Origin of the sequence: Streptomyces sp. x-80 (genome assembly GCF_046549095.1) — a bacterium.
Lineage (GTDB): Bacteria > Actinomycetota > Actinomycetes > Streptomycetales > Streptomycetaceae > Streptomyces > Streptomyces celluloflavus.
This window is the reverse complement of the sequence record NZ_JAJPWM010000004.1, coordinates 371,844-384,420: the sequence shown is the minus strand read 5'-3', so window position 1 is coordinate 384,420 and position 12,577 is coordinate 371,844. Positions and strand designations below refer to the sequence as shown.

At 70.8% G+C, this 12,577-nt stretch carries 10 protein-coding genes; 6 read left to right on the top strand and 4 right to left on the bottom strand.

Features of this window, described 5'->3' with window-relative positions:
* Positions 1–475: 475 nt before the first annotated feature.
* The 6 genes from ACLJWH_RS09775 to ACLJWH_RS09750 all read left to right on the top strand — a co-directional run bounded on the left by ACLJWH_RS09775 (position 476) and on the right by ACLJWH_RS09750 (position 8,169).
* Positions 476–1,228: a GntR family transcriptional regulator gene (locus ACLJWH_RS09775; RefSeq protein WP_411141197.1), complete on the top strand. Its 753-nt coding sequence runs from the start codon at positions 476–478 to the stop codon at positions 1,226–1,228.
* 403 nt (positions 1,229–1,631) lie between these two features.
* On the top strand, positions 1,632–3,314 hold the full coding sequence (locus ACLJWH_RS09770; RefSeq protein ID WP_411141196.1) for an APC family permease: 1,683 nt from the start codon (positions 1,632–1,634) through the stop codon (positions 3,312–3,314).
* Between the two features lie 203 nt (positions 3,315–3,517).
* A complete protein-coding gene (locus tag ACLJWH_RS09765; protein WP_131126407.1) occupies positions 3,518–3,697 on the top strand; it encodes an SPOR domain-containing protein in 180 nt (59 codons plus the stop codon).
* Positions 3,698–3,768: 71 nt separating this feature from the next.
* Positions 3,769–4,191, top strand: a complete 423-nt coding sequence (locus tag ACLJWH_RS09760) for a (deoxy)nucleoside triphosphate pyrophosphohydrolase (protein ID WP_411141195.1) — start codon at positions 3,769–3,771, stop codon at positions 4,189–4,191.
* Between the two features lie 679 nt (positions 4,192–4,870).
* Positions 4,871–5,332, top strand: coding sequence for an ATP-binding protein (locus ACLJWH_RS09755; RefSeq protein WP_411141369.1), 462 nt, complete (start codon positions 4,871–4,873; stop codon positions 5,330–5,332).
* 170 nt (positions 5,333–5,502) lie between these two features.
* Complete coding sequence (locus ACLJWH_RS09750) at positions 5,503–8,169, top strand: SpoIIE family protein phosphatase (protein WP_411141368.1); 2,667 nt, start codon at positions 5,503–5,505, stop codon at positions 8,167–8,169.
* 53 nt (positions 8,170–8,222) lie between these two features.
* Here the strand turns inward: ACLJWH_RS09750 and ACLJWH_RS09745 are convergent, their stop codons facing one another.
* From ACLJWH_RS09745 to ACLJWH_RS09730, 4 genes are all read right to left on the bottom strand, one after another.
* Positions 8,223–9,017, bottom strand: coding sequence for a succinate dehydrogenase/fumarate reductase iron-sulfur subunit (locus tag ACLJWH_RS09745; RefSeq protein ID WP_411141194.1), 795 nt, complete (start codon positions 9,015–9,017; stop codon positions 8,223–8,225).
* Positions 9,014–10,975, bottom strand: a complete 1,962-nt coding sequence (locus ACLJWH_RS09740; protein WP_411141193.1) for a fumarate reductase/succinate dehydrogenase flavoprotein subunit — start codon at positions 10,973–10,975, stop codon at positions 9,014–9,016. Before ACLJWH_RS09740 ends, ACLJWH_RS09745 begins: the two co-directional genes overlap by 4 nt.
* A 26-nt stretch (positions 10,976–11,001) precedes the next feature.
* Positions 11,002–11,829, bottom strand: coding sequence for a hypothetical protein (locus tag ACLJWH_RS09735; protein WP_411141192.1), 828 nt, complete (start codon positions 11,827–11,829; stop codon positions 11,002–11,004).
* 74 nt (positions 11,830–11,903) lie between these two features.
* The gene (locus ACLJWH_RS09730) at positions 11,904–12,203 is read right to left on the bottom strand and encodes a hypothetical protein (protein WP_411141191.1); all 300 of its coding nucleotides are present in this window, start codon (positions 12,201–12,203) and stop codon (positions 11,904–11,906) included.
* Positions 12,204–12,577 lie beyond the last annotated feature (374 nt).

Sequence of the window (12,577 nt, the reverse complement as noted above, 5' to 3'; positions counted from 1 at the left end):
GCGGCTGTTGCGGCCACAGTCGCCGACGGACCTGACATACGACTGACACGGCTCTGACACGGCTCCGACACCGACCGTGCCGGAGACACGGCCGGCCAGGGCGTGTTCTGCGGGTGTCTGTGGAGGACCGATGAGGGTGGGATGGCCTCCCGCGGCTGGTGGTGATCAATTGCTACGGAGCCCGGGTTCTTCTTTGGGCGAGTCATCAGCCAAGGCTGTCCCTCTCCGGTGCGCACGGCATCGACCGCCGCACGGTCATGGCCGGGAGTGCCGTGTCTCAGGGAAAGGGAGAGGAGAGGGAGTTGGCGGGCGAAGGGGGAGAGGCAGCGGTGGAGGGGTATGAGGCACGGGATCTGGCGGTGTATGCCGGTTGAGCTGGATGTCAGCACATTGGGTGAATTTCTGGCCCAAGGTTGCGATTGGCAACGCGCAGTTGTCAGGCTGTTGCTGACTGTCAAGCTGTTGGGAGGGGCCCGTGCCTTTCGGTGAGCAGCCCGCGTACCTTCGCGTCGCCGGTGACCTGCGTCAGAAGATCGTCGACGGGGTGCTGCCGCCGCATACCCGCCTCCCTTCCCAGGCCCGTATCCGCCAGGAATACGGCGTCTCGGACACCGTCGCCCTGGAAGCGCGGAAAGTGCTGATGGCGGAAGGGCTGGTCGAGGGGCGTTCGGGGTCGGGGACCTATGTCCGTGAAAAGCCCGTTCCACGCCGTATCGCCCGCGTCGGCTACCACTCGTCCGTCTGCTCCAGCCCGTTCCGTCAGGAGCAGACGGACGAGCGGGTGAAAGGGACCTGGGAGTCCAGCAGCGGGCAGCGGGAGGCCGGTCTGGAGGTCGCGGCGCGGCTGCGGATTCCGGTGGGGGCCAGAGTGATGCGGACGCGCTATCTCTACCGCGCGGAGGGGGAGCCGTCGATGCTCTCCACGTCCTGGGAGCCCCTGGAGATCACCGGGCGGACGCCGGTGATGCTGCCGGAGGAGGGGCCGCTGGCCGGGCGTGGTGTGGTCGAGCGGATGGCGGCCATCGACGTCGTGGTGGACAACGTCGTGGAGGAGGTCGGGGCGCGGCCGGGGCTGGCGGAGGAGGCCATGACGCTCGGCGGCGTGCCGGGCCATGCGGTCCTGGTCATCTCGCGTACGTACTTCGCGGGCGGGCGGCCGGTCGAGACGGCCGATGTCGTCACGCTCGCGGACCGCCACCGGGTCACGTACCACCTCCCGGTGAAGTAGCCGGGCCGGCCCCGGGGGAGGGATGTCCGGCCACCTCCTGGGGGAGGGGCGCCGGGTCACCTCCTGATGACGGGGGCGGGGTGGAGAGGGGGGAGGGTGGGTCGTTGGCGTGCCTCGTGCCGCTGTTTCGATGCTTCGTCGTCGACGTGTTCGTGGCCCGCGGTGGCTGCTTCGGCGTCCAGAGTTGGCCATCTTTGCGTCACCTACTGATCCGTAACCCCCATCTCCTTGCCCTGTTTGCCCCCATTTCAGGTGTTGTGGCGGATGGATCTTGGTGTTGGAAACCTCACAGAGTCTCAGTGCGTAGGGACTTTTGGCCCGAGGAGGGAATCCGATCTTCTGAATCGCTCTTACGATGGCGAAGTTTGTGCACGGCACGGGGGAAGACCAGGAGACCAAGCACGTGAGCACGACGAAGACCCCGGGTGCGGAGCAGCCCTCGCACTCGAATTACCGTCGGTCCCTCGGGACCATCGCCCTGACCGCCACGGGTCTCGGGTCCATCATCGGTTCGGGCTGGCTCTTCGGGGCCGAGCGGGCCGCCGCCATTGCCGGGCCGGCCGCGATCCTGGCCTGGGTCATCGGCGCGGTCGTCGCGCTCACGATCGCCCTCACCTACACCGAGCTCGGCTCGATGTTCCCGAAGGCCGGCGGCATGGTCCGCTACGGCCAGTACTCGCACGGTTCGCTCGCCGGCTACCTCGCGGCCTGGGCGAACTGGATCGCGATCGTCTCGGTCATCCCGGGTGAGGCCACCGCCTCCGTCCAGTACATGAGCTCCTGGGACTTCGGCTGGGCGCAGGCGCTGTACGACGGCAAGGAGCTGACCGGCACCGGTGTCGGGCTGGCCAGCATCCTGCTGATCTTCTACTTCTTCCTGAACTGGTTCGCGATCTCGCTGTTCGCGAAGACCAACACCGCGATCACGGTCTTCAAGGTCGTCGTCCCGATCCTGACCGCGAGTGCGCTGATGCTGGCGCACTTCGACACCGGCAACATCACGGACCACGGCGGCTTCACGCCCAACGGCTGGAGCTCCGTCTTCACCGCGGTCGCCGTCTCCGGCATCGTCTGGGCCTACAACGGCTTCCAGTCGCCGCTGAACCTCGCGGGCGAGGCCCGTAACCCCGGCAAGTCGCTGCCCAAGGCCGTCATCTGGTCGATCGTGATCGCGCTGGTCATCTACGTCGCCCTTCAGGTCGCGTTCCTGATGGCGGTCCCGGGCGACAAGCTGGGCGTCAGCGGCTGGGCCCAGCTCGGCTACAACTCGCCGCTCGCCGACCTCGCCGTGGCCTGGGGTCTGAACTGGCTGGCGCTGCTGCTGTACGCGGACGCGTTCGTCTCGCCGTCCGGCACCGGCATGATCTACGCCGCCACCACCTCGCGCATGATCCAGGGCGTGCAGGAGAACGGCCACCTGCCCGGCATCTTCGGCAAGGTGGACAAGAAGACCGGTGTGCCGCGTCCGGCGCTGGTGCTCAACCTCGTGATCGCCTTCCTTTTCCTCGCGGTCTTCCGGGGCTGGGGGTCGCTCGCCGAGATCGTGTCGGTCGCCACGGTCATCTCGTACATCACGGGCCCGGTCGCGGTGATGTCGCTGCGCCGTCTCGCACCGGATCTCAAGCGTCCGGTGAAGCTCCGGGCCATGCCGTACATCGCGCCGGTCGCGATGGTCTTCGGCTCGCTGGTGCTGTACTGGGGCCGCTGGCCGCTCACCGGCAAGGTCATCCTGATCATGGCCGTCGGGCTGCCGGTCTGGGCCTGGTACGAGATCGGCAAGCCGCTGACCCAGGGCCGCAAGCCGTGGGCCCAGCTGCGTCCGCACCTCAAGGCGGGTGCCTGGATGGTGGCGTATCTGCTGGTGATGGCCGCTGTCTCGTACGCGGGCGGCAAGGAGTTCGGCGGCCGGGGCTATCTGCCGGCGGGCTGGGACCTCGCCGTGGTCGCGGTGATCGGCCTCGCTTTCTACTACTGGGGTGTGCGCAGTTCCTGGCGTAACCCGTCGCTGGTCCAGGTCGAGGCCGAGGTGAACGCGGCGGAGGCGGCACAGCCGGCGGGAGAGGGCAAGGAGCCGGTCGGCGCCTGAGTCCGGTCCGAGCCGTGCCCACCGGCCGCTCGCAGGTTTCCCGGTATCCGGGGCCGCGGGTGGCCGGTTCGGCTTCTCTTTGTGTAAATCCATATCCGGTGCGTAAAGGTCGGGCGTAGGCTCGGGCATATGCGGATTGCGGTTTCGGCACCAGCACAGGAGGGGCGCATGACGGCGCGCTGCGCGGCGGACGGAGGGGCGCGATGACCGACGGTGGGGCCGTATTGCCCTGGCTGGTCATCCGCCAGGACGAGGGCGGCAACCGCTATCGCGTCGGCCGCTATGCGACCCGGGCGGAAGCGGAGAAGGTGGCCGACCGGCTCGACACCCGTGGCCACCAGCGGCTCTACGTGGTCGAGCGTGCGGGGCAGGCCACCGGCTGAGGGCCGGCGGCCGGCCGGACGGCGACAGGACACGGCGGCTCCCGGCCGGGAGTGGGACGTAGGCTGCGCGCATGACGACGGTGCGCGTGGTGGTGGGTGGAGCGGTGTTCGACCGGGGGCGGCTGCTGGCCGCCCGGCGCAGCGCGCCGCCCTCCCTGGCCGGCCGCTGGGAGCTGCCCGGCGGCAAGGTGGAGGACGGGGAGACGCCCGAGCAGGCGCTGGAGCGCGAACTGCACGAGGAACTGGGCGTCGAGGTGGCGGCGATGGAGCGGATTCCGGGGGAATGGCCACTGGGGCCCGGCTTCGTGCTCCAGGTGTGGACGGCCCGTCTGGTGTCCGGGGAGCCTCAGCCGCTTCAGGATCACGATGAGCTGCGCTGGTTGCTGCCCACACAGGAGCGACAGGTCGACTGGCTGGACCAGGACCGCCCGGCGGTCGCCGAGGCGATGCGACGGCTGGCTGCGGGGAGCGGGGCGGAGCGCGCGCGGTCGTAAGCACGGTCGTAAGCGGGGCGGGGGTGCGGCCGTGCGGGGTTTGTCAGCGGGTTCGTCAGCGGGTGGTCCCGTCGTGGGGCCGTCGGCGCTGGTCGCTGGTTGTCGGTGTCGGTGCCGGTTGTCGGCGCGGTCGTGAGCGCTGTCGGCTGCCGCTGACCGCTGACCGCCGCTGACCGCTGACCGCCGTCGGCGGACGGCCGATGCCCGGTGCCGCTGAAGGCCACCGGCCGCCCGTCGGCATGTGGGCCGGGGCCCCTCGTGCCCGCCTCGCTCCGTACGGCTCCGGACTCCCGTCTTCGTAGGGCACCTCCGGCGCGGCTTTCGGCCCCTGCCCCGCGACTCCGTCCGGCGGCCGCCTGATTCCGTCCGGCAGCTCGCGAGCCCCTCTGTATACGTGTGGATCCCGGGCCGGGACGGGCGTCGGCCGTGTGCCGGCACCGTGCGTTTGTGCGTACGCGTGGATCCTGCGTCGGTACGGGTGTCGGCCGTGTGCCGGCACCGTGCGTGTCCGCGTCCGCCCCCATCCCCTCGTACCTCCCCGGCCCCCGACTGTGCCGAGCCGCGCTATTTGTGCCACAGTGCGCGGTTGAAGGCGATATTCCGGGCTCGATACCGGGTATGTCCTGATTAACCCGCTTTCTGGGTGGGTCATTCGACGGGGATCGCAGCGGGCTGGGAAGTGATCGGCGTGAGCGACAGCGCAGCGGCAGGGGACCCAGAGTCGGCCTCCGTCTACGTCCGCGGGCGCGGTAAGGTCTCCGGTTCACCGATCGCCGAATGGAGTTTCCCGGCCGACCCGGGCGCGGTGCGCACCGCCCGCGCGAGGGTCCGCGCGGCGCTGTCCGACCGGGGGCTCAACGGCGCCGTCGACGTGGCCGTACTGCTCGTCAGCGAACTCGTCACCAACTCCCTGCGCCACGCCAGCGGGCCGATCGGCGTCCGGATGGCGCTGCTCGGCAGCGATGGGCTGCTCGTCGAGGTGTCCGATCCGCTGCCCGACCCGCCGCGCGAACGCGCCGCCGCCCCGGACGACGAGGGCGGCCGCGGATTGCAGCTGGTGGCGTGCAGTGCGCGGCGCTGGGGGACGCGGCGCGGAAAGAGCGGCAAGACTGTGTGGTTCGAGCTGCCGGTGGCTGGTTAGGAGACAAGGGGAGTCCTGATCGTTGCCATGTCGTCGCAGATCTGTGGAGAGGCTGCGATCGAGACTGTGCTGTGATCGTGAAGACCGTGTTCCGGATAGCCGAAGTGCTGGATACTCGGCAGGTCCGGTCCGGGCACGATGAGCTGGAGGGGACGGGGCTCGTGAGCGAGATGTCAGCCGGCGGGGCGGGATTCACGCAGACCGATGGCCACAGCGGGGTGGACGGTCCGGATGTTCCGGGAGGACGGCGGCCGGTGCGCGAGCGGCAGGGCCCGTCCGTCTGGCAGAGCAGTCCGCCCGGATCGATCTACGACTACATCCGCGTCGCCACCTTCTCGCTCGGCCCCGACGGGCGCATCGACCAGTGGAGCGAGCGGGCCGCCCAGATGCTCGGCATCCCCGCCCGCCACGCCATCGGCCGGGACCCCGTAGCGGCGTTCGTCCCCGCCGAGTTGCGCGAGACCGGGTACCGCAAGGTCTCCGAGATCCTCGACGGCCGGGAGTGGACCGGGCTGGTGCCCTACCGCAAGGAGGAGGGCGGCGGCGCCGACGGGCTCGCCGAGATCTATGTGATGCCGTCCGAGGCGGCGGACGGCGGGCGGGGCGCGCTCTGTCTCGTCGTCGATGTCCGGGCGCTGCGCGGCATAGAGACCGACCTCGCCGCCTCGCAGGCCGTTTTCGGTCAATCTCCCATGGGCTTCACCCTGTTCGGCACGGATCTGAAGCTGCTGCGGGTCAACGAACGGTTCGCCACGATCTTCGGCGGCCCGGTGGGCAAGTACCGCGGCGGCAGCGCGTACGACTTCCTGCCGCGCCCCGAGGCCGAGCGGCTGATCGCCGCGCTGCGCCGCGTGCTGGACACCGGCCGGCCGGTCACCGAGATGCATCTGGTCGGGACGGCGCCCGGCAAGGAGGAGAGCCGCCGCTGGTCCGTCTCGGTCTACCGGCTGCACGGCGCCAGCGGCCGCCCCATCGGTGTCGCCGCGCTCGCCTGGGACGTGACCGGCCGTCGGCGGGCCGAACGGGAGGCCGCCAACGCCCGTCGCAACCTCGCGCTGCTCAACGAAGCCGGCGCCCGGATAGGCAACTCCCTCGACCTGGAGACCACCGCCCGCACCCTTCTGAGCGTCGCCGTCCCGCAGTTCTGCGATCTGGCCTCGGTGGACCTCTACCAGGGGCTGCTCGCCGGTGACGAGGCCCCGCCCGGTATGACGGACGGCAGCGCGGAGCTGCGCCGGGTCGCGTTCACCAGCGCCGTGTCGGACGGGCCGCTCGCCACCGCCTACTGCGTCCCCGAGGGCGAACCGGGCGCGGTGGCCGTCGGCGCCGTGCACCGCTACCCCTTCAACTCCCCTTGTGCGGGCGCCCTGCGGACCGCGCAGGTGCAGATCCTGCCGGGCCGGGACAGCGACGACGGGCCGGAGCTGGGCGCGCTGGTGCACTCCACGCTCGCCGTCCCGATGGTCGCCCGGGACACCGTCGTCGGTCTGGTGCAGTTCTCCCGGACGAAGGGCAGCGAGCCGTTCGGCGAGCGCGATACGGCGCTCGCCGTCGAGCTGGCCGCGCGTGCCGCGGTCTGTATCGACAACGCCCGCCTCTACCGCCGCGAGCACGAACGCGCGCTGATGTTGCAGCGCAGCCTGCTCCCGCCCGGCGACCCGGAGGCGGCCGGCCTCGACATCGCCTGCCGCTATCTGCCCGGCACCACCGCCACCGAGGTCGGCGGCGACTGGTTCGACGTCATCGAGCTGCCGGGGCACCGCACGGCGCTGGTCGTCGGGGACGTCATGGGGCGCGGGCTGCGCGCCGCCGTCGCCATGGGGGAACTGCGCACCGCGGTCCGGACACTGGCGCTGCTGGACCTGGAACCCGCCGAGGTGCTCTCGGCGCTGGACGAGATCGCACGCGGGCTCGGCGGCGGTGACGGTGACGGCCGGGCCACCGGACGGGCGCCGCGCAGTCGGTCCGGCGCCGCTCCCGAGCCGGTCCGCTCGGCCCGTACCGCCGATCTGTCCGAGGTCTACCTCGCCACCTGCGTCTACGCCGTCTACGACCCGGTCACCCGGCGCGCCACGTTCGCCAACGCCGGGCATCTGCCGCCGGTGCTGGTCGAGGAGGGCGAGGGCGCGGTGCTGCTCGACGTACCGCCGGGGATGCCGCTGGGCGTCGGCGGCGAGCCCTTCGAGGAGATCGAGGTGGACCTGCCGGACGGCGCGCTGCTCGCGCTGTACACCGACGGTCTGGTGGAGTCCCGCGACCAGCCGCTGGAAGAGGGCTTGCAGGCGCTCCGTGCGGCGCTCTCGGGCGCCGGCGACCTGCTGGAGGAGGTCTGCGACCACGTCCTGAGCGCCCTGGACACCTCGCACGGCCAGGACGACATCGCGCTGCTGACGGCCCGGGTGCACGGGCTGCCCAAGGACGCGGTGGGGGACTGGAATCTGGCGCCGGAGGCCCGTTCGGTCTCCCGGGCCCGTGAGCTGGCCCGGGACCAGCTCACCGACTGGGGCCTCGACGCCCTGGCCGACACGACGGAGCTGCTGGTCAGCGAGCTGGTGACGAATGCGCTGCGGCACGGTCACGGCGAGATCCGGCTGCGGCTGCTGCTGGACCGCACGCTGGTCTGCGAGGTCTGGGACGCGGATCTCGCCCAGCCGCGCCGCCGCCGGGCCCGCGACACCGACGAGGGCGGCCGCGGGCTCCAGCTGGTCGGACTGCTCAGCAAGCGCTGGAACAGCCGCCGCACCCCGCGCGGCAAGACCGTCTGGTTCGAACTGGCCCTGCCGGACGGGACGTCGGAGCCGGCGGATCCGGCGGAAGCGCTGCTGAGCCTGTTCTGAGGGCGGCGGCCGGTGCGCGGGGGCGGTGGCGCGCCCCGTCCCCGCGCACCGGTTCACTCCTTCCGGCGGCGGATCTTGCTGCCGAGCCAGACCAGCGGGTCGTACTTGCGGTCGGCGGCGCGCTCCTTCAGCGGGATCAGCGCATTGTCGGTGATCTTGATGCCCTCGGGGCAGACCTCCGTACAGCACTTGGTGATGTTGCAGTAGCCGAGACCGTGCACGTCCTGGGCGGTGCGCTTGCGGTCCAGACCGGCGGCGGGGGCCGCGTCCAGCGGGTGCATGTCGAGTTCGGCGATACGCATCAGGAAGCGCGGACCGGCGAACGCGGACTTGTTCTCCTCGTGGTCACGGACCACATGGCAGGTGTCCTGGCACAGGAAGCACTCGATGCACTTACGGAACTCCTGCGACCGGCTCACGTCCTCCTGCTGCATCCGGTACTCACCCGGTGCGAGCTCCTCGGGCGGGACGAACGCCGGGATCTCGCGGGCCTTGGCGTAGTTGAACGAGACATCGGTGACCAGATCGCGGACGACCGGGAAGCCCCGCATCGGCGTGACCGTGATCGTCTCGGCCCGGTCGAAGACCGACATCCGGGTCATGCACATCAGCCGCGGCCGCCCGTTGATCTCCGCACTGCACGAACCGCACTTGCCCGCCTTGCAGTTCCAGCGCACGGCCAGGTCCGGCGCCTGGGTGGCCTGGAGGCGGTGGACGATGTCCAGCACCACCTCCCCCTCGTGCACCTCGACCCGGAAATCCGTCAGCCCGCCGCCGTCCGGGTCGCCCCGCCACACCCTGAAGTGCGCCTGGTACGCGCCGGACTGCTCTGTCTGCTGCTCGCTCACCGGCTCAGCTCCTCATCCGTCAGGTACTTCGCCAGCTCCTCCTGCTCGAAGAGTTCGAGGAGGTCCGGGCGGATCGGCGGGGTCGTGCGGCGGGACAGCTTGATCTGGTCCGCGGCCGGGTCCGCGGTCGGTGGACCGCCGTACGGAGCGGCGAGTTCGCAGACCAGGTTGATGTCGCGCCAGTTCCGGTCCATCGCCGCATGGTCGTCACGGGTGTGCCCGCCGCGGCTCTCCGTACGCTCCAGCGCGGCCCGCGCCACACACTCGCTGACCAGCAGCATGTTGCGCAGATCGAGGGACAGGTGCCAGCCGGGGTTGTACTGCCGGTGCCCCTCGACACCGGCCCGCCGGGCCCGTGCCCGCAGCCCGGCCAGTCGCTTCAGCGCCTCGGCCATCTCCCCCTCCTTGCGGATGATGCCGACCAGGTCGTTCATCGTCTGCTGGAGTTCCTGGTGCAGGGTGTACGGATTCTCGGGCGGCTGCGCACCGGCCGGAGGCTCCTCGTCCCCGGCGTGGAAGGGGCGCAGTGCCTCCGCCTCCGCGACGGCGATCTGCTCCTCGTCGGGGGCCGGCAGATCGGTCACCGACGCGGCGTACGCGGCTGCGTGCAGCCCCGCCCGGCGGCCGAAGACCAGCAGGTCGGAGAGGGAGTTGCCGCCCAGCCGGTTGGAGCCGTGCATACCGCCCGCGACCTCACCGGCCGCGAACAGGCCCGGCACCCCGCGCGCCGCCGCGGTGTCCGGCTCCACCTCCACCCCGCCCATGACGTAGTGGCAGGTCGGCCCGACCTCCATCGGCTCGGCGGTGATGTCCACATCCGCCAGCTCCTTGAACTGGTGGTACATGGACGGCAGCCGGCGCTTGATGACCTCGGCGGGCATCCGCGTCGAGACGTCCAGGAACACGCCGCCGTGCGGGGAGCCGCGGCCCGCCTTGACCTCGGAGTTGATGGCGCGGGCGACCTCGTCGCGGGGGAGCAGCTCGGGCGGGCGGCGGTTGTGGTCCGGGTCGTCGTACCAGCGGTCGCCCTCCTCCTCGGACTGGGCGTACTTCTCCTTGAAGACATCCGGGACGTAGTCGAACATGAAGCGCTTGCCGTCGCTGTTGCGCAGCACCCCGCCGTCGCCGCGGACGGACTCGGTGACGAGGATGCCCTTGACGGACGGCGGCCAGACCATCCCCGTGGGGTGGAACTGCACGAACTCCATGTTGATCAGCGGTGCCCCGGCCAGCAGCGCCAGCGCGTGCCCGTCACCGGTGTACTCCCACGAGTTCGACGTCACCTTGAAGGACTTGCCGATACCGCCGGTGGCCAGCACCACCGCCGGGGCCTCCAGGACGAAGAAGCGGCCGGACTCCCGTTCGTAGCAGAACGCCCCGCAGACCCGGCCGCCGGTCGCGTCGCCGGGCTCGGCGGGGGTCTTCAGGACGCGAGTGACCGTGCTCTCCTGGAAGACCTTCAGCCGGGCGTCGTACGCGCCGAACTCCCGCTCGTCCTCCTGTTGCAGGGCGACGATCTTCTGCTGGAGGGTGCGGATCAGCTCCAGGCCCGTACGGTCGCCGACATGCGCCAGCCGCGGGTACTCGTGGCCGCCGAAGTTGCGCTGTGAGATGCGGCCGTCCTTGGTGCGGTCGAAGAGCGCGCCCCAGGTCTCCAGCTCCCACACCCGGTCCGGGGCCTCGCGGGCGTGCAGTTCGGCCATCCGCCAGTGGTTGAGGAACTTCCCGCCGCGCATGGTGTCGCGGAAGTGGACCTGCCAGTTGTCACCCTCGTTGACGTTGCCCATGCTGGCCGCGATACCGCCCTCGGCCATCACCGTATGGGCCTTGCCGAACAGGGACTTGCAGATCACGGCCGTCCGCATGCCCGCCTCGCGGGCCTCGATGGCGGCCCGCAGCCCGGCGCCGCCCGCCCCGACCACGACCACGTCCCATGTCTGCCGGTCCACATGCGCCATGACAGAGGAACCCTTTCCGTTGTCCTTCAGAAGAAGCGCGGATCGCTGAACGCACCGGTGGCCAGGAGATAGACGTAGAGGTCGGCGACGCCCACGCTGACCAGCGAGCACCAGGCGAGCAGCATGTGCCGCTTGTTGAGCTTGCCGACCCAGCCCCACAGCCGGTAGCGCACCGGGTGCTTGGAGAAGTGCCGCAGCCGGCCGCCGACGATGTGCCGGCAGGAGTGGCAGGAGAGGGTGTACGCCCAGATCAGCACGATGTTGACAAGAAAGACCAGCGAGCCCAGGCCCATATGACCCCAGGCGTGGTGCTCATCGCGGAAGGAGAGCACGGTGTCGAAGGTCAGGACACCGGCGACCAGCACCGCGAAGTAGAAGAAGTAGCGGTGGACGTTCTGGAGGATCAGCGGGAAGCGGCTCTCGCCGGTGTACTTCCGGTGCGGTTCGGCCACCGCGCAGGCCGGCGGCGACGCCCAGAAGCCGCGGTAGTACGCCTTGCGGTAGTAGTAACAGGTCAGCCGGAAGCCCAGCGGGAAGATCAGGACCAGCAGGGCGGGGGACAGGCCCCACCAGCTGCCGAAGATCTCCCAGTTCGGACCGCCGTGCATGGGGTGACAGTTCGCCGCCAGGCACGGTGAGTAGAACGGCGAGACATACGGCGCGTGGTAGTAGTCGGCGTTCGCGAACGCGCGCCAGGTCGAGTAGACGACGAACACGAACAGTCCGGCGGCGGTGGCCGCCGGGGCCAGCCACCAGCGGTCGGTGCGCAGATGGCGGGCGGGGATGGCGGCGCGCGAGGCGTCATGCACGCCGGTCGCGCCCGTTTGCGAGGCGGGGTCGATGCCAGTGGCCAACGTCGGTCTCCGTGAACGGCGCTCCGTCGAGGCGGGGCTGGGGCGGACAGGGGGGCGGGGCTGCGGCGGCACCCCTAAGGGGCGTGCCGGTCCTTGGCGCCGAGGCCCTCGTCCTCGGCGTCGGTCCACAGCGTGGCGTCGTAGGGGGCGTCGGGGATCGTCACCATGTCGGCGTCGGCGACGCCCGCGCGGCCGGGCGGCGTACCGGTGGTGCCCTCCTTCAGCAGAGCGATGCTCTCGCGCAGATGGTCCGTGTCGCTGCGCACCCGGCGGATCTCCAGACCGGTCCCGACGCGCTGCTCCAGCCGTCCCACCGACCGGACCAGTTCGGCCAGGCTGCGCTCCACCGCCGTCAATTCATCCTGAAGGGACATAACGTGCCCGCACCTCCGAAGGTGTGAGGGGCGATCTCATGCGCCCGTGAGTGTCGCGCGTCACAGTAGGGGTTGGGAAGGGGGCCTGCGTGCTTACGACTCGTACCGGTGCTTTTCGGCAGTCACCGCCGCGGCGGGGCCGAACGCCGGTGCGGGAGGGGAGCGGGCGGGCCGGTGCGCGGGTGCGTACCGCGGGCGCCGGGACGGAGATCTGACGGGGCGTTGGGCCGGGTGGGTGGCCTTGGCGGGGCGGCCGACGTGTCGGGCGGCCGGGCCGCGCGCGGTCGCCTTCAGTAGGGGAGCCATAGATGTGATGAGCCGCAAAGTCGGCCGAACGTGTTGCGGCGGCTCGGCGCGGCGCGGGCGAGCTCCGG